Source organism: Nocardioides conyzicola, from assembly GCF_039543825.1.
GTDB lineage: Bacteria > Actinomycetota > Actinomycetes > Propionibacteriales > Nocardioidaceae > Nocardioides > Nocardioides conyzicola.
The window spans coordinates 1,583,991-1,600,552 of the sequence record NZ_BAABKM010000002.1 but is presented as its reverse complement, the minus strand read 5'-3'; the positions used below and the strand labels follow the sequence as shown (position 1 = coordinate 1,600,552).

The following is a 16,562-nucleotide window of genomic DNA, read 5'->3' as shown; positions in this document are numbered from 1 at the left end:
ACATGATCCTCGACGAGCCGTGGCGGCTGTCGCCGTCGGTGGCGCTGCGCCCCGAGCCGTTCGGTGCGCTGGCCTACCACTTCGGCAACCGCAAGCTGACCTTCCTCAAGCGCCCCGAGCTGGTGCGCGTGGTGGAGCAGCTGGCCGAGCACCCCGACGTCCGGTCCACGCTCGTCGCGGTGGGGGTGCCGGAGGGACAGCACCCGGCGTACGCCGCCGCGCTCGAGGGCCTCGCCGACGCCGACATGATCCGACCCCGTGAGCTGGAAGAGGGAGCCGCATGAAGCTCATCGAGCACTTCGAGCTCGGTCTCGACGCTCCCATCTGCCTGACCTGGGAGCTCACCTACGCCTGCAACCTGGAGTGCGCGCACTGCCTCTCCTCGTCGGGTCGGCGGGACCCCCGTGAGCTGACGACGGCGCAGGCCGAGGCCGTCATCGACGAGCTGCAGCGGATGCAGGTCTTCTACGTCAACATCGGCGGCGGCGAGCCGACGATCCGCCCGGACTTCTGGCACCTGCTGGAGTACGCCGTCAACCACCAGGTCGGTGTGAAGTTCTCGACCAACGGGGTCCGGCTCGACGCCGAGCGGGCCGCGTTCCTGGCCGGCCCGGCGTGCGCGGGGTACGTCGACGTGCAGATCTCGCTCGACGGCGCGACCGCCGAGGTCAACGACTTCGTGCGCGGTCCCGGCTCCTACGACATGGCGATCACCGCGTTGCAGAACCTGCAGGACGCCGGCTTCTCCGACGCCAAGATCTCGGTCGTCTGCACCCGGCAGAACATCGGGCAGCTCGACGAGTTCAAGGCCCTCGCCGACAGGTACGGCGCGACGCTGCGGCTCACCCGCCTGCGCCCGTCGGGTCGCGGCGCGGACGTGTGGGACGAGCTGCACCCGCTCCCCGAGCAGCAGAAGGTGCTCTACGACTGGCTGATGGCGTCCGGCGACAACGTGCTGACCGGCGACTCGTTCTTCCACCTCGCCGCGTTCGGCGAGGCCCTGCCCGGCCTCAACCTCTGCGGCGCCGGCCGCGTCGTCTGCCTGATCGACCCGATCGGCGACGTCTACGCGTGTCCCTTCGCGATCCACGACAACTTCCTGGCCGGCAACCTGCTCGCCGACGGCGGCTTCAAGGAGGTCTGGCAGAACTCCGAGCTCTTCGCCGAGCTGCGCTCCCCGCAGACCGGCGGCGCGTGCGCGAAGTGCGACTTCTACGACACGTGTCGGGGCGGCTGCATGGCGGCGAAGTTCTTCACCGGCCTGCCGCTCGACGGCCCGGACCCCGAGTGCGTGCAGGGGTACGGCGAGTCGGCGCTGGCGTCCGGTGACCGGATGATCCCGGCCGCGAGCCAGGACCACTCCAAGGCCAACCCGACCCGCAACCAGCCGGTGATGCTCAAGCTGATGACGCGTCCGCCGGTGAGCGACTGCGCCGAGAGCCCGCTCGCCGGCTTCGTGCCGGCCGGGGGTTGAGGTGAAGCTCGAGAACCCCTGGAAGCAGAACCCCTGGTTCGAGTCGGTCGCGGTCGCTCAGCGGCGGGCGCAGAAGCGGCTGCCGCAGCCGGTGTACGCCGCGCTGGTGGCGGGCTCGGAGCGCGGGCAGACCGTCAGCGACAACCAGGCGGCGTTCGCCGAGCTCGGGGTGCTGCCGCACGTCGCCGGGCACCACGCCGACCGGTCGATGGCGCGCACGGTGCTGGGCCAGGAGGTCTCGCTGCCGGTGCTGATCAGCCCGACCGGCGTCCAGGCGGTGCATCCCGACGGTGAGGTGGCGGTGGCGCGGGCGGCCAACGCTCGCGGCACGCTGATGGGGCTGTCCAACTTCGCCTCCAAGTCGGTCGAGGAGGTCGTAGAGGCCTGCCCCAACACGCTCTTCCAGATGTACTGGACCGGCGACCGCGACGGGATGATCCAGCGCATGGAGCGCGCCCACCGGGCCGGTTCGATCGGCCTGATCGCCACCCTGGACTGGTCGTTCTCGATGGGGCGCGACTGGGGCAGCCCGGAGATCCCCGAGAAGGTCGACCTCAAGACGATGGTGCGGATGGCGCCGAAGGTCGCCACCAAGCCGCGCTGGCTCTACCAGTTCGGGAAGACCGGCCAGATCCCCGACCTCACCGCCCCCAACCTGGCGCCCCCGGGTGCCGACAAGGGCCCGACGTTCTTCGGCGCCTACTACGAGTGGATGACGACCCCGCCTCCGTCGTGGGAGGACGTCGCCTGGATGCGCGAGCAGTGGGCGCAGCTCAGCGGCACGCCGTTCGTGCTCAAGGGCGTCGGTCGCGTCGATGACGCCAAACGTGCTGTGGATGCCGGGGTCTCGGCGATCTCGGTGTCCAACCACGGCGGCAACAACCTCGATGGGACACCCGCGGCGATCCGCCTGCTGCACCCGATCGCCACCGCCGTCGGCGACCAGGTCGAGGTGCTGATGGACGGCGGCGTACGCCGTGGCTCCGACGTCGTGAAGGCGCTCGCCCTCGGTGCCCGCGCGGTGCTGATCGGCCGCGCCTACCTGTGGGGCCTCGCGGCCAACGGCCAGGCCGGCGTCGAGAACGTCCTCGACGTCCTGCACGGCGGCATCGACTCGGCCCTCCTCGGACTCGGCGTCGCGTCCGTCGACGAGCTCACCCCCGAGCACCTGCTGGTCCCCGAGGGCTTCCACCGGTCATGAGGCTCGCCGACGCCACGTCTCCCGAGACCGCCGGCGCCGGCCTCGTGCTGGTGCCCGTCGGCTCGATCGAGCAGCACGGGCCGCACCTGCCGCTGGACACCGACACCGCGATCGCGGTCGCGGTGGCCGAGAGGGTCGCGGCGGAGCTGCCCGGCACCTGGGTCGCGCCCGCGCTGTCCTACGGCTCGAGCGGCGAGCACCAGTCCTTCGCCGGCACCGCGTCGGTCGGGACCGACGCGCTGACGCACCTGGCCGTCGAGCTGGCCCGGTCGCTGCGCACCTGGGCGTCCCGCGTCGTCTTCGTCAACGCGCACGGCGGCAACCTCACCGCGCTCAAGGCCTCCGACGAGCTGGAGTGGGTGCCCTGCGCGACGGAGGACGTCGACCTCCACGCCGGCTTCACCGAGACGTCCCTGATGCTGCACCTCCGCCCGGAGTCGGTGCGGCTCGAGCGCGCCGAGACCGGCAACACCCAGCCGTTGAGGGACATCCTCCCCGTGATGATGGCCGGCGGGATCGCCGCCGTCTCCGCCAACGGGGTCCTCGGCGACCCGGCCGGAGCCTCCGCCGCCGAGGGCGAGCGCGTCCTCGATGCGATGGTCGCCGACGTGCTGGGACGACTCGGATGAACCGCGTCGCGCTCGTCACCGGCGCTGCTGGCGGCATCGGCTCGGCCACGGTCACGCGCCTGACCGCGCAGGGGTACGCCGTCGTGGGGATCGACCTGGAGGAGGCGCCCGAGTCCGACACCGTCGCCCACGTCGTCGGCGACGTCCGCGACCGCTACGTCCTCAAGGGCGCCGTCGACTTCGCGCTCGCGCGCTGGGGCCGGCTCGACGTCGCGGTCGCCGCAGCTGCCGTCATCGCCGGCGGCAGACCGCTGTGGGAGACGCCGGACGAGGAGCTGCAACAGCTCTGGGACGTGGACGTCCGCGGGGTCTGGAACACCGCCGCCGTCGCCGTACCCGCCATGCTCGCCGGGCCGGACCCGCACGGCTGCCGGTTCGTCGCCGTCGCCTCGGCCGCCGGCACGTACGGGCTCTTCCACCTCGCCGGCTACACCGTCGCCAAGCACGCCGTCGTCGGGCTGGTGAAGGGCCTGGCCGCCGACCTGGTCGCCACCGGCGTCACCGCCGTGGCGGTCTCGCCCGGGTCCACCAACACCCCGATGCTCGACGCGACCGCCGACCTCTACGGCATCTCGGACCCCGTCGTCTTCAGCAACAACCAGCTGCTGCGCCGGGTGCTCGACCCCGGCGAGGTGGCCGCCACCATCGCCTTCTGCTGCTCGGTCGAGGGGGCCGCGCTCAACGGCAGCGTCGTGCACGCCGACGGCGGCTTCCGGCCATGACGCCATGACCCTGCCCCTGGGCTTCCGGGTCCGGGTCGGTGCCGACGTCCGGGTCCACGACGGTGGCCGGACGCTGGTGGGAGGCTCGCCGCTGCGGGTGCTGCGGCTGAAGGAGCCCGCCCCGGCGCTGGCCCGCGGCGACGTCCTCGAGGTCGCGGACCGGACGACGGGCACCGTCGCCGAGCGGCTGCTCGCGGCCAACCTCGCGGCACCCGTGCTGCCTCCGGCGACCGGTGACGCCGACCTCACCGTCGTGGTGCCGATCCGCGACCGGTCCGACCGCCTCGACCGCCTCCTCGCCGGCCTGGACGGACTCCCGGTGATCGTCGTGGACGACGCCTCCCGCGACCCGGCCGCCGTGGCGGAGGTCGCGACCCGGCACGGTGCCCAACTTGTCGTGCTCGCCGACAACGTCGGGCCCGCGGGCGCCCGCAACGCCGGCACCGCCGAGGTGCGGACGGCGTACGTCGCGTTCGTCGACTCCGACGTCGTCGTCGACGCGGCGACCCTGCGCGGGCTCGCCGGCCACTTCGCCGACCCGCAGGTCGCGGCGGTCGGGCCACGGGTGCAGGGCGTGTCCCGGAGCGCCGAGCCGCGCCGCTTCGAGCGGTGGGACGTCGACGGGCTCTCGCTCGACCTCGGCGAGGTGCCCGCGCTGGTGCGGCCGTGGTCGAAGGTCGGCTGGCTGCCCAGCGCCTGCCTCGTGGTGCGGGTCGCGGACCTCGAGGCGGGGGCCTTCGACGAGGGCCGCCGCGTCGGAGAGGACGTCGACCTCGTGTGGCGGCTGATCCAGTCGGGGCGGCACGTCCGCTACGACCCGGCGTACGTCGCGGGTCACGACAGCCGCGGCACCTGGGCGACCTGGCTGGGTCGCAAGGCGTTCTACGGCACCGGCGGCGCCTGGCTGGCCCAGCGGCACGGCGACTGGATGGCGCCGGCCGTGCTGTCGCCGGTCCCGGCGGTGGGGGCGCTCGCCCTGCTGGCCCAGCGGCGGTGGTCGGTGCCGGTGGCGCTCGGCTGCGTCGCCCTGGTCCGTCTCCGGCTCGGGCGGACCCTGCCGGACACCCCCGACCGTGGTCACCTGGCGACCGCGCTGACAGCGGAGGTCGGCGTCTCCACGCTGCGGCAGGGCTCGCACCTGCTGCTGCGGCACTGGTGGCCCGGGACCGCGGTCGTCGCGCTCGGCTCCCGACGGGCCCGGCGTGCCGTCGCGGCGGCGATGGTCTGGGACCTGCTCGACCACCGCGAGGTCCCGGCCGGCCGCGCGCCGGAGGCCTTCGTGGCGCGGCGGCTGGACGATCTCGCGTACGGCGCGGGCCTGTGGTGGGGGGCCGTACGCGCTCACTCGGCGCGGGTGCTGGTGCCCCGGATCACGGGGCGGCGTCGCCCGCGAGCGCCGCGGCCGGCGGCCTGACCGGCGACTCGACGCGCTCGACGACGATGCGCTGCACGACGAACGCGATCGCCTCGGCGACCCCCTCCTGGGTCTCGCCCTCCATGCCCTCCAGATTGTCGAGGATCCAGGCGCTGAGGTCGTCGCTGAGCCGGTCGATCGTGGCCCGGCCCTGCGCGGTCAGGGTGAGGTCGTCGAGGTTGCCCTCGGCGTACCCGGCCGCGACGACCTGCCGGAAGAGCGGCTCGAGGACCGCGGCCGGCAGGTGCCGCGACCAGGCCACCTGGGCCACGTCGGCGCGGTGGCCGGACGCGGTCAGGCCGTAGACCTGCACGATCGCCCAGATGCTGGCGGCGTCGAGGTCGGTCTCGTCGGACTCGAGCAGGTCGAGCACCCGGTCGCGGCGGCGGCCGTAGAGGAGGTTCGCGATCCTGCGGGACAGGATCTCCTGGTTGGGTAGCGACTCGGGGGCCCCGAAGCCGGGCCCGATGTCGTTGGCCTCCGGCGCCAGGCTGTCGGCGAGCCGGACCTGGGGGAGGAAGAGCGCGAGGACGAACGCGACCAGGGCGACCGGGACCGCCCACAGGAACACCTGGGTCAGCGAGTCGGAGTAGGCGGTGACGATCGGCGCGATCACGCTGTCCTCCAGCTGGTGCAGCGCGCTCGGCGTGGCCAGGTCCTGGGGAGTGACCCCGGGGCTCTCGGCGATCGCGGTGGGGAGCCGGTCGCTGAGGAAGTTGGCGTAGAGCGTGCCGAAGATCGCGGCACCGAACGCGCTGCCCATGGTGCGGAAGAAGGTCACACCCGACGTCGCGACGCCGAGGTCGGCGTAGGGGACCGATGCCTGCACGATGATCGTCAGCACCTGCATGCTCAGCCCGATGCCCATACCGAGCACGAAGAGGTAGGTCGCCGACTGCCACACCGACGTCGACGGCTCCATCGTCGAGAGCAGGAAGAGCCCGAGGCCCATCACCAGGCCGCCGACGACCGGGAAGACCTTGTAGCGGCCGGTCTTGCTCACGATGTTGCCGCTCGTGATCGCGGTGGCGAGCAGGCCGAGCACGAGCGGCAGCATCCGGAAGCCGGACTGCGTCGCGGTCACGCCCTCGACGTACTGGAAGAACGTCGGGAGGAAGGTCATCGCGCCGAGCATGGTGAAGCCGACGACGAAGGCCAGCGCGCAGCAGTCCGAGAAGACCTTCGACCGGAAGAGCCGCAGCGGCAGGATCGGCTCGACGGCGTGGTGCTCGATCAGGACGAACACGCCCAGCACCGCGACGCCGCCGACCAGCAGGCCGATGATCTGCCACGAGGCCCACGGGTACGTCGTACCGCCGAAGCTGGTGGCCAGCACCAGCATCGAGGCGCCCAGCGCGACCGTGGCCATGCCGGCGTAGTCGATGCGCGGCTTGGCGCCGCCGGGGACCTTGGGGATGGTGAAGCGGGCGGCCACGATCACGATGAGCGCGAGCGGCACGTTGACGTAGAAGCACCAGCGCCAGCTGACGTTGTCGGTCAGGAGGCCGCCGAGCAGCGGGCCGATCACGGTGGCGACGCCGAAGACCGCGCCGAGGGCGCCCTGGAACTTGCCGCGCTCGCGCAGCGGGATGATGTCCGCGATCAGGGCGGTGGCGGTGACCGTCAGGCCGCCGGCGCCGATCCCCTGCAGGGCGCGCGACGCGATCAGCCAGGTCATCCCGTCCGCCAGGCCGCACAGCGCCGAGCCGATGATGAAGATGGTGACGCTCAGCTGGAAGACCAGCTTGCGGCCGAACTGGTCGCCGAGCTTGCCGACGACCACCGTGACCGCGGTCTGCGCCAGCAGGTAGGACGTCACCACCCAGGAGACGTGGTTGCCGCCGCCGAGGTCGCCGACGATGGTCGGCAGCGCGGTCGACACGATCGTGCCGTCCAGTGCCGCCAGCAGCATCCCCAGGCCGATGGTCGAGAACGCGACCACCCGAGCACGTCCGGTGAGGAAGGTGGGCGTCGGCGAGGCGGCGGGAGCCGGCGACGTGGCAGTGGCGGTCATCGTGCCTCCCGGTGTGAGGTCCACCACCCTGCCCTACCGCGTGATCGGCACGCCAGGCTGACAGAGTGTCGCCATGAGCAACGTTCCCGACTCCTTGACCGGCAAGACCGTCGCGGTGCTGGGCGGCACCGGACCCCAGGGCCGCGGGCTCGCCCGCCGGTTCGCGGCCGCAGGTGTGCCCGTGGTGATCGGCAGCCGCAGCGCGGAGCGCGCCTCCGAGGCGGCCGCGACCCTGGCCGAGGCGGTCGGTGGCGACGTCACCGGCGCCGACAACGCCGGCGCGGCCGCAGCGGGCGACATCGTCGTCGTCGCGGTGCCGTGGGACGGCCACGCGGAGCTGCTCGCCGAGCTCGCCCCCGCCCTCGCCGGCAAGGTCGTCGTCGACTGCGTGAACCCGCTCGGCTTCGACAAGCAGGGCGCCTACGCGCTGCCGGTCGAGGAGGGCTCCGCGGCGCAGCAGGCACAGGGGATCCTCACCGAGTCGACCGTGGTCGGCGCCTTCCACAACGTCAGCGCGGTCAAGCTGGAGGACCCCGAGGTCACCTCGGTCGACACCGACGTGCTCGTCCTCGGCGACGTGCGTGAGGCCACCGACCTGGTCCAGGACCTGGCCGGCACCATCCCCGGGGTCCGCGGCGTGTACGGCGGCCGCCTCCGCAACGCCCACCAGGTCGAGGCCCTCACCGCCAACCTGATCAGCGTGAACCGCCGCTACAAGGCCCACGCCGGCATCCGGGTCACGGACATCTGAGCACGACGCCCACGAAGGAGAACGTGATGGCAGACGAGGTACTGGTCGAGCGGCGCGACGGGGTCCAGGTCATCACGATCAACCGGCCCGAGGCGAAGAACGCGATCAACGGGGCGGTCGCGGCCGGGATCGCGGCAGCGGTCGACGAGCTCGACGCGAGCGACGAGCTCCGGGTCGGCGTGCTGACCGGCGCCGGCGGGACCTTCAGCGCCGGCATGGACCTCAAGGCGTTCCTCCGAGGCGAGGTGCCGAGCATCGAGGGCCGGGGCCTCGGGGGGATCACCGAGCGACCGCCCCGCAAGCCCCTCATCGGCGCGGTCGAGGGCTGGGCCGTGGCGGGCGGGTTCGAGCTGCTGCTGGCGTGCGACCTCGTCGTCGCCGCCGAGACGGCCAAGCTCGGCGTACCGGAGGTCAAGCGCGCCCTGGTCGCGGGGGCCGGCGCGGCGATGCTGCTGCCGCGGCGGATCCCGCAGGCGATCGCGCTGGAGATGCTGCTGACCGGTGACCCGATCACGGCGGCCCGCGCTGCCGAGCTCGGCCTGGTCAACCGGGTGACCCCCGAGGGCGGTGCGCTGGCCGGAGCGCTCGAGCTCGCCGCCGCGATCGCCGGCAACGGTCCGCTCGCCGTCGCCGTCACCAAGCAGATCGCCCGCACCTCGTCCGACTGGTCCGCCGACGAGATGTGGGCCAAGCAGGGCGAGGTGATGATGCCGGTCTTCGTGTCGGAGGACGCCACCGAGGGCGCGACGGCGTTCGCGGAGAAGCGCCCGCCGGTCTGGAAGGGCCGCTGAAACGGGACATCTTCCGGCCCTGAAAGATGAATGCCGGAAGATCTGTGGGTGACATCACCCTGACGGGGCTTACTTTTGGTCGGGAACGGTCCGGAAGGTCGGTAGACTTGTCCGGTCGGCAGGCGTGACGCCGCCGACCACCGATCCCCACGTCAGCTCCGCCGACGGTCGCCACGTGCTCGCACATGGCGGCCGTCGTCTGTTCCCGAAGAAAGCACGCCCGTGAACCTCTCGCTCGCGACCGTCGTCGGCCTGGCCGGCACGCTCCTCGCGTTCGCCTACACCGTCCCCCAGATGCGCAAGCTCGCGCGCAGCGGCACCGCCGCCGGCGTGAGCGTCGCCGCGCTCGCGAACTCGACGGTCAGCGGCATCGCCTGGACGGTCTTCGGCGTGGTCGAGCACGAGGTGTGGGTGATCCTGCCGGCGTTCCTCGCCCTGCCCGGTACGGCGGGCGCGATGCTGCTGGCCTGGCGCCGCGGCGGCAACCGCGACCGGATGTGGCTGCCCGCCGTCTGGGCGCTGACGATCGCGACGCTGACGGCCCTGGTGCCGGTGCTCGGCTCCACCCCGATCGTCGTCGCGCTGGGCTGCTCGATCGCGCTCATGGTCGGGCCCGCCGCCGTGACCGCGTGGCGCTCGCACGACGTCTCGGCGATCGCGGCCTCGGGATGGGCGATGCTCATCGTCGACGCCTCGCTGGCCGGCGCCTACGGCCTGATCGCCGACATCGACGCCAACCTCATCTACGCGCTGGTCGCGACGAGCGGGGCGGTGCTGATCCTGACGCGGCTCGCCGTACCCCCGCACGTGCACGCCCGCCTGGTGCGGCTGCCCGACGGGATCGACCCGGACGTCGCGCGCGACGACCTGAGCCTGGCCGCCTGACGCGCTTGACGCGGTCTGGCAGGCTTCCGGCATGGGGTTCCCCGGCGGTCGGCACGCGAAGCGGATCCTGCTGGAGATCGTGGGCTGGACCCTGATCCTGGCGGGCATCGCCGCGCTGGTGCTGCCCGGCCCCGGGCTGCTGATGCTCTTCGCGGGCCTGGTCGTGCTGTCCCAGCAGTACGAGTGGGCCGAGCGCCGGCTCGAGCCGGTCGAGCGGATGGCGAAGCGCGCCGCCGCCGAGGGTGTCGAGACCTGGTGGCGGGTCGCGCTCTCGACGCTCGGCGGCCTGGCGATCCTCGGGTTCGGCGTGCTCTGGATCGTCGACCCGGCTGCCCCCGGCTGGTGGCCGGTGCGCGACTCGTGGTGGCTCGTCGGCGGCCCGGCGACCGGGATCACGCTGGTGCTCTCGGGCTTCATCGCCCTCGGGCTGCTGGCGTACTCCTACCGGAAGTACCGCGTGCAGGGCGACCCGGTGCCGTGACGGCCAGGACCAGCCCGATGATCACGAGCCGGCCCACCAGCGACAGCACGCTGCCCTCCGGCCCGTAGGGGCCGCCACCGAGCCAGGCCGCACCGGTCGTGTGCACGTCGAGGAGCGCGCCGCTGTAGTCGTCGGTGCCGCTGACGGTGAAGCCCAGCAGCGTGCCCTGGATCCAGTTCCAGCCGATGTGCACGCCGAGGCCGAGCCACAGGGTGCCGGTGCGGAGGAACGCGACGCCGTACATCACGCCGCCGAGGGTGCTGCTGACGACCGAGAGCACGGTCGTGTGGTCGGTGGTCGCGACGTGGAACGCACCGACCGCGGCAGCCATGATCGTCAGCGCGAGCCACGGCCGCCCGGTCAGGCGGACCAGCCCGCCGAGCATCAGGACGCGGAAGAGCAGCTCCTCGCCGTACCCGGACAGCGTGAAGACCAGCGCCCCGAGCAGGAGCACGCCGGGGTCGAAGCCGATCCCGTCGATGTGGGCGACGCCGGCGAGGGCCATCAGCCCGGTGGTCGTGAGCATCCCGGCCGCGGCGACGCCCAGCCCGGTCGCGATGCTCCGCGCGGCGCCGACGCCTCTGATGCCGGCGCCGAGCGGGTGGCCGGCCCGCTTCGCACGGACGGCGGCCGCGGTCGCCACCACGAGGATGACGACCACGACCGCCGCCAGGATCGCGTCCACGACGCGAACCTAGTGCTCAGGCGGCGCTGGCGTGCGCTGCCTTGCGGGGGATCCCGTCGGTGCAGATCGGGAGCGGGACCGGCAGACCGAGGCCGCAGAGCGGGTTGTCCGACGGGTCCGGGGGTGGCGGCAGCTGCGACACCGCGTTGCAGAGCTCCGCCGGGAGCCCGGCGTCGACGCACTGCTGGGCGAGGTCGGCATCGCCGGCGCCACCCGTCGGGTCGGGCAGGGCCCCGACCGCCTCACAGACCTCGGCGGGCAGGCCGGCGTCGCGGCACTGCTGGACGACGGTGGCGCTGTCGCTGCCGCCACCGCCGCTGTGGGCCTTCCGGCACTTCTTCAGCGCCTTCTTGGCCTTGGCGGCCTGGCGGTGCGCCTTGCGCTGCTGCTTCTTGGCCTTCTTCAGCTTCTTGCTCGCGGCGTGCCGCTGCTTGCCCGAGTCGGCGCGCTTCTTGGCCTTCTTGGCCTTCTTCACGCGCTTGTCCGCCTGGTGCGCCTTCTTCGTGGTCTTGGCGACCTTCTGCTTCTGCTTGGCGCACGGCGCGCCCGCCTTCGCCACGCTCCCGGACCGGGCGGCGCTGTCGCTCGCGGCCGACGCCGACGTCGTACCGGCGAAGGACATCGCTGCCACCACGCACAGTGCCAGCAGTCCCTTCATGACCTGCCTGAACATGAGTTCTCCCCTCGTTGTCACTGGCCCGTTGTGGCGGGCGAGCGTCTCGTACCCACGAGCAACGAGGGGAGAACCGGAAGGTTGTGACGGGCGACACGTGGTCTGGACCAGCGTCAGTTGACGGGGGACTCCCCGAGGGTGACCTGGGCGCTGTGCTTGGCCCCGGACGTGTCGGTCCAGCGCAGCGTCACCGAGTCACCGGGCCGGTAGCCCGCGAGCGTCGACCGCAGCACGTCGTACGACGTGATCGTGGTGCCGTCGATCGCGGTGATGGTCGCGCCCGCCTCGATGCCGGCCTGGGCCGCGGCGCCGCCGCTCTGGACCTGGCCGACCACCACGCCGCCGGTGGTCGCGGCGGCGTCCTGGCTGATCGCGATGCCGAGGTACGCCGAGGGGCCCACCTGCACGTCGCCGGAGCTGGTCCCGTCCTCGATCTTCTGGACGATGTCGAGCGCGTCGTCGATCGGGACGGCATAGCTCTGGACCTGACCGCCGCTGGAGGCGGCCGAGGTGATCCCGACGACCTCGCCCTCGTCGTCGAGGAGCGCGCCACCGGAGTAGCCGCCCACGACGTACGCGTTGGTCTCGATCAGCCCGGTGAGGTGCTCGCCCTCGACCGTGCCCTCCGACTGGGTGTCGATCGACTGGTCGAGCGCGACGACCGTCCCGGTCGAGGCGGACAGGAAGCCCTGGCCCTGCGCGTTGCCGACCGCGGTGACGTCGTCGGAGACGGCCGGGTCGCCGTCGTCGTCGAGCTTGACGGTCGCCAGGCCGCTGGCGTCCTTGAGCTGGAGCAGCGCGACGTCGGCGGCCTGGTCGTGGCCGATGACGGTGGCGTCGTAGGTGTCGCCGGTCGTCGCGATCGTGACCTTGACCGACGTGGAGCCCTCGACGACGTGGTAGTTGGTCAGGACCACGCCGGAGGAGTCGAGGACGAGGCCGGTGCCGGCCGCCTCGCCGGCCGTCGTCTGGGTGTCGATCAGCACGACGCCCTGCGACTGGTCGGCGGTCGCGTCGGTCTGGTCGCCCTCCTGGGTGCTGGTGTTGCCACCGAGCTGGCCGTCCGGGGCGCCGTAGCCGAAGCCGCCACCCTGGCCCTGGTCGGGCGCCTGGCCCGAGCCCTCGCCGGGGACGGTCTGCGGCTGCTGGGGGGCGGCGGCCGGGGCGTCGGCGGTCGTGGTCTGCCCGCTGTCGTGGGCGAAGGCCCAGCTGACGGGGACGGCGATCGACGCGGCGATGACGCCGCCGGCGACGGCGCCGGCGAGCGACGAGCGCCAGCTCCAGCCGGCGCGGTGGGCGGTGGCCGGGGCGGGGTGGGCGGCAGCCTGCTGGAACGGGGCGGCGTACGGGTCCTGGTACGGGTTGCCGTAGGGGTCGTACGCCGGGGGCGCGGTCTCGGGCTGGATGCGCCCGATCGGGGTGGTGTCGTCGGATGACGGGTCGTGGTCGGTCATGCTCGCAAGTTCAACCGACGATCCTGCTGATAGACCGAGGACTTCCTGTACGCAGGCTGTGAGTGCGGGCGGATGCTCAGAACCCGATCGGCAGGCCGGCGTAGTTCTCGGCGAGCCCGGTGGCACCGGCCTCGCTCGAGGTGACCCAGCGCAGCTGCGAGAGCTGCAGCTGCTCGTCGAACGGATCGCCGCTCGTGTGCAGCATCGTCGTCATCCACCAGGAGAAGTGCGTGCAGCGCCAGACCCGGCGCAGCGCGGTGTCGGAGTAGGCGTCGGCGAGGCCGTGGTCGTCCTTCCTCAGCAGGCCGACCAGGGCGGGCGCGAGCAGCGCGACGTCGGCGACCGCGAGGTTGAGCCCCTTGGCGCCGGTGGGCGGGACGATGTGAGCCGCGTCGCCGGCGAGGAAGAGGCGGCCGTGCCGCATCGGCTGCTGCACGAACGACCGCATCGGGAGCACGCTCTTGTCGGTCACCGGACCGGGCGTGAGCTGCCACCCGTCCTGACCGTGGCCGAGGCGGGTCGCGAGGGCCTCCCAGATCCGGTCGTCGGACCAGTCGTCGATCGAGGTCTCGTTGGGGACCTGGAGGTAGAGGCGCGAGACCGACGCCGACCGCATCGAGTGCATGGCGAAGCCGTCGGGGTGCCAGGCGTAGATCAGCTCGTCGGTCGACGGGGCGACGTCGGCGAGGATCCCCAGCCAGGAGTAGGGATACGTCTTCTCCCAGGTACGTCGTACCGCCTGCGGGACCGCCTCGCGCGACGGCCCGAACGAGCCGTCGCAGCCGACCACGACGTCGGCCTGCAGCCGCTGCTCGACACCGTCCCGGTCGGTGAACGTCACCGACGGCCGGTCGGTCTCGAGGTCGTGCAGCGCGGTGTCGGTGATCTCGTAGTGGACCTCCTGGCCGCGGGCGTGCGACGCCGCGACCAGGTCCTTCTGCACCTCGGTCTGGCCGTAGACGTAGACCGACCTGCCGGTGAGGTCGACGAAGTCGAGGTGGTGACGCTCGTCGGGCCACTGGAGGTAGATGCCGCGGTGGGGGTCGCCCTCGCGGTCGAGCCGCTCGCCGAGGCCGACCTCGCGGAGCAGGTCGACGGTCGACTGCTCGAGGATGCCGGCCCGGATCCGGCCCGCGACGTACTCCTCGGACCGGGTCTCGAGGACCACGGACTCGACGCCGTCGGCCGCGAGCAGGTGGGACAGCAGCAGCCCGGACGGGCCCGCGCCGATGATGGCGACCTGGGTACGCATGCCGGCAGTCTGTCCTCCGGTCACCAGGTCCGAGCAGGGGCGTCTTCCGCTGGGCGGAACACCTAGCCGAGGGAGCGGCCGATGCCGTGGGCGGCGACGTGCATGGCGCCGACGAGCTTGGCGCGGTCCTTGAGCGACGGCACCACGATGCCCAGCGCGGCGACCACGTCGGGGCCGCGGCGGATGGGGACGGCGAGCGAGCAGGCGCCGAGGCTCATCTCCTCGGTGGTGGTGGCGTAGCCGTCGCGCACCACGCGGCCGAGCTGGCGACGGAGCAGGCCCGGCTGGGTGATCGTGTACGGCGTGATCCGGGGCAGGTCCGCCAGCACCCGCTGCTGCACGTCGGCCGGCGCGTGCGCGAGCAGCACCTTGCCGACACCGGTCGCGTGCAGCGGCAGCCGGGAGCCGATGCTGCTGACGACCGGGACCGAGGCGTGCCCGGCCAGCCGGTCGACGTACAGCACCTCGGTCTCGTCGCGGACCGCCAGGTGCACGGTCGCGAAGGTGGCGCCGTAGAGGTCGTGGAGGTACGGCGACGCGAGCTCGCGCAGCCCGGTCTGCACGGGCGCCAGCAGGCCGAGGTCCCACAGTCGGCGGCCGACGGCGTACGTGCCGGTCGAGGTGCGGGTCAGCGCGCCCCACGCGACCAGCTCCCCGACCAGCCGGTGCGCGGTCGGCGTCGGCAGCTCCGCCCGCTCGGCGAGCTCCGTCAGGGTGAGCCGCCGGTGGTGCTCGTCGAACGCGCCGAGCAGCGCCAGGGCGCGCGAGGTGACGGACGCTCCCGGGTTTCCGCTGTTGCCGGCCATGGGAGCAGTCTTCCACTGAACGGAAGCCGGCCGTCGTCAGGCACGCACCGGTCTCCCTACGGTCGGGCCTGTGAGCGAACTCGCCAGCCAGGCCGACCTCAGCGCCGAGATCGAGGCGATCTCGAAGGAGTACGGCGCCGCGGGCGTGACGGAGACCGACGTGCGGCTCGACTACCCGCCGTACCGCTCCAGCATCCTGCGGCACCCGACCAAGGCGCCGCAGCAGGTGGACCCGGAGGGCATCGAGCTCTGGGCACCGGTCTTCGGGCAGCGCGACGTCGGCGAGCTCGAGGCCGACCTGACCATCCAGCACCGCGGCGAGCCGATCGGCGAGCGGATGGTCGTCACCGGGCGGGTCACCGACGGCGACGGGCGGCCCGTGCGGCACCAGCTGGTCGAGATCTGGCAGGCCAACGCCGGCGGTCGCTACATCCACCAGCGCGACCAGCACCCGGCGGCGATCGACCCCAACTTCACCGGGATGGGCCGCTGCCTGACCGACGGCGACGGCGTCTACCGCTTCACGACGATCAAGCCCGGGCCCTACCCGTGGAAGAACCACCACAACGCGTGGCGGCCGGCGCACATCCACTTCTCGCTCTTCGGCACCGAGTTCACCCAGCGGCTGATCACCCAGATGTACTTCCCCGGCGACCCGCTCTTCGCGCTCGACCCGATCTACCAGTCCATCGTCGACCCGGCCGCCCGCGACCGCCTGGTCGCGACGTACGACCACGACGTGACCACCCACGAGTGGTGCACCGGCTACCGGTGGGACATCGTGCTGACCGGCAGCCACCGCACCCCGCTCGAGGAGGACGACGCATGACGCTCGCACCCACGCCCGGCCAGACCGTCGGGCCGTTCTTCGGCTACGCCCTGCCGTACGCCGGCGACAGCGAGCTCGTCCCGCCGACGCGACCGGACGCGATCCGGCTGCACGGTCGCGTGTACGACGGGGCCGGGGACCCGGTGCCCGACGCGCTGATCGAGCTGTGGCAGGCCGCGCCCGACGGGTCGGTCCCGCAGGCCCCGGGGTCGCTGCACCGCGACGGCTACACCTTCACCGGCTGGGGCCGGGCGGCCACCGACCGCACCGGGCACTACCAGTTCTCGACCCTGCGACCGGGCGGCGCGTCGCCGTACTTCGCGGTCACGGTCTTCGCACGCGGCCTCCTCGACCGGCTCTTGACCCGGGCCTACCTCCCGGGCGCCGCGCCGGCGCAGTGGCCGAGCCTGGCCGCCCGCGCCGACGACCGCGGTTTCGTCTTCGACATCCGGCTCCAGGGCGAGGGCGAGACCGTCTTCCTGACGCACGCGCAAGACTGAC

General features: G+C 72.8%; 18 protein-coding genes. 12 read left to right on the top strand and 6 right to left on the bottom strand.

Going from position 1 to position 16,562, the window contains the following annotated elements; translation table 11 throughout:
* Positions 1 to 2 precede the first annotated feature (2 nt).
* The 6 genes from mftB to mftF are packed head-to-tail and all read left to right on the top strand — an operon-like array spanning position 3 to position 5,440.
* The gene (mftB, locus tag ABEA34_RS10845) at positions 3 to 284 is read left to right on the top strand and encodes a mycofactocin biosynthesis chaperone MftB (RefSeq protein WP_345521272.1); all 282 of its coding nucleotides are present in this window, start codon (positions 3 to 5) and stop codon (positions 282 to 284) included.
* Positions 281 to 1,474 (top strand): mycofactocin radical SAM maturase, encoded by a 1,194-nt coding sequence (mftC, locus tag ABEA34_RS10840; protein ID WP_345521271.1) that lies wholly within the window; start codon positions 281 to 283, stop codon positions 1,472 to 1,474. The genes mftB and mftC overlap by 4 nt, the downstream gene beginning before the upstream one ends.
* 1 nt (position 1,475) lies before the next feature.
* Complete coding sequence (gene mftD / locus ABEA34_RS10835) at positions 1,476 to 2,675, top strand: pre-mycofactocin synthase MftD (protein ID WP_345521270.1); 1,200 nt, start codon at positions 1,476 to 1,478, stop codon at positions 2,673 to 2,675.
* Positions 2,672 to 3,304: a mycofactocin biosynthesis peptidyl-dipeptidase MftE gene (gene mftE, locus ABEA34_RS10830; protein ID WP_345521269.1), complete on the top strand. Its 633-nt coding sequence runs from the start codon at positions 2,672 to 2,674 to the stop codon at positions 3,302 to 3,304. Before mftD ends, mftE begins: the two co-directional genes overlap by 4 nt.
* A complete protein-coding gene (locus ABEA34_RS10825; RefSeq protein ID WP_345521268.1) occupies positions 3,301 to 4,026 on the top strand; it encodes a mycofactocin-coupled SDR family oxidoreductase in 726 nt (241 codons plus the stop codon). Before mftE ends, ABEA34_RS10825 begins: the two co-directional genes overlap by 4 nt.
* Positions 4,027 to 4,030: 4 nt before the next feature.
* Positions 4,031 to 5,440 carry a mycofactocin biosynthesis glycosyltransferase MftF gene (gene mftF, locus ABEA34_RS10820; protein WP_345521267.1) on the top strand — a complete coding sequence of 470 codons (1,410 nt, stop codon included), beginning with the start codon at positions 4,031 to 4,033 and terminating at the stop codon, positions 5,438 to 5,440.
* Here mftF and ABEA34_RS10815 read toward each other — a convergent pair.
* Complete coding sequence (locus ABEA34_RS10815; protein WP_345521266.1) at positions 5,397 to 7,454, bottom strand: MDR family MFS transporter; 2,058 nt, start codon at positions 7,452 to 7,454, stop codon at positions 5,397 to 5,399. The genes mftF and ABEA34_RS10815 overlap by 44 nt on opposite strands.
* A 73-nt stretch (positions 7,455 to 7,527) precedes the next feature.
* Here ABEA34_RS10815 and npdG point away from each other — a divergent pair, with 73 nt between their 5' ends.
* The 4 genes from npdG (at position 7,528) to ABEA34_RS10795 (ending at position 10,362) form a co-directional block, all read left to right on the top strand.
* Positions 7,528 to 8,205: an NADPH-dependent F420 reductase gene (gene npdG / locus ABEA34_RS10810; RefSeq protein ID WP_345521265.1), complete on the top strand. Its 678-nt coding sequence runs from the start codon at positions 7,528 to 7,530 to the stop codon at positions 8,203 to 8,205.
* Positions 8,206 to 8,231: 26 nt separating this feature from the next.
* Complete coding sequence (locus ABEA34_RS10805; RefSeq protein WP_345521264.1) at positions 8,232 to 8,996, top strand: crotonase/enoyl-CoA hydratase family protein; 765 nt, start codon at positions 8,232 to 8,234, stop codon at positions 8,994 to 8,996.
* Positions 8,997 to 9,218: 222 nt separating this feature from the next.
* Positions 9,219 to 9,881, top strand: coding sequence for a hypothetical protein (locus ABEA34_RS10800; RefSeq protein ID WP_345521263.1), 663 nt, complete (start codon positions 9,219 to 9,221; stop codon positions 9,879 to 9,881).
* 31 nt (positions 9,882 to 9,912) lie between these two features.
* Positions 9,913 to 10,362 carry a PGPGW domain-containing protein gene (locus ABEA34_RS10795; RefSeq protein WP_345521262.1) on the top strand — a complete coding sequence of 150 codons (450 nt, stop codon included), beginning with the start codon at positions 9,913 to 9,915 and terminating at the stop codon, positions 10,360 to 10,362.
* Here ABEA34_RS10795 and ABEA34_RS10790 read toward each other — a convergent pair.
* The 5 genes from ABEA34_RS10790 to ABEA34_RS10770 form a co-directional block, all read right to left on the bottom strand.
* Positions 10,295 to 11,047, bottom strand: coding sequence for a CPBP family intramembrane glutamic endopeptidase (locus tag ABEA34_RS10790; protein ID WP_345521261.1), 753 nt, complete (start codon positions 11,045 to 11,047; stop codon positions 10,295 to 10,297). The two genes, ABEA34_RS10795 and ABEA34_RS10790, sit on opposite strands and share 68 nt — an antisense overlap.
* Positions 11,048 to 11,063: 16 nt before the next feature.
* Positions 11,064 to 11,720, bottom strand: coding sequence for a hypothetical protein (locus ABEA34_RS10785; protein ID WP_345521260.1), 657 nt, complete (start codon positions 11,718 to 11,720; stop codon positions 11,064 to 11,066).
* A 113-nt stretch (positions 11,721 to 11,833) separates the two neighbouring features.
* Entirely contained in the window at positions 11,834 to 13,174 is a 1,341-nt protein-coding gene (locus tag ABEA34_RS10780; RefSeq protein ID WP_345521259.1) for a S1C family serine protease, read from the bottom strand.
* A gap of 76 nt (positions 13,175 to 13,250) precedes the next feature.
* Positions 13,251 to 14,426, bottom strand: a complete 1,176-nt coding sequence (locus ABEA34_RS10775) for a 4-hydroxybenzoate 3-monooxygenase (protein WP_345521258.1) — start codon at positions 14,424 to 14,426, stop codon at positions 13,251 to 13,253.
* Between the two features lie 62 nt (positions 14,427 to 14,488).
* Entirely contained in the window at positions 14,489 to 15,232 is a 744-nt protein-coding gene (locus ABEA34_RS10770) for an IclR family transcriptional regulator (protein WP_345521257.1), read from the bottom strand.
* A gap of 70 nt (positions 15,233 to 15,302) precedes the next feature.
* On the opposite strand from ABEA34_RS10770, the gene pcaH reads away from it, so the two are divergent.
* Both pcaH and pcaG read left to right on the top strand, forming a co-directional pair.
* The gene (gene pcaH, locus ABEA34_RS10765) at positions 15,303 to 16,061 is read left to right on the top strand and encodes a protocatechuate 3,4-dioxygenase subunit beta (RefSeq protein WP_345521256.1); all 759 of its coding nucleotides are present in this window, start codon (positions 15,303 to 15,305) and stop codon (positions 16,059 to 16,061) included.
* Positions 16,058 to 16,561: a protocatechuate 3,4-dioxygenase subunit alpha gene (gene pcaG / locus ABEA34_RS10760; RefSeq protein ID WP_345521255.1), complete on the top strand. Its 504-nt coding sequence runs from the start codon at positions 16,058 to 16,060 to the stop codon at positions 16,559 to 16,561. The genes pcaH and pcaG overlap by 4 nt, the downstream gene beginning before the upstream one ends.
* The last annotated feature ends 1 nt before the right edge of the window (position 16,562 follow it).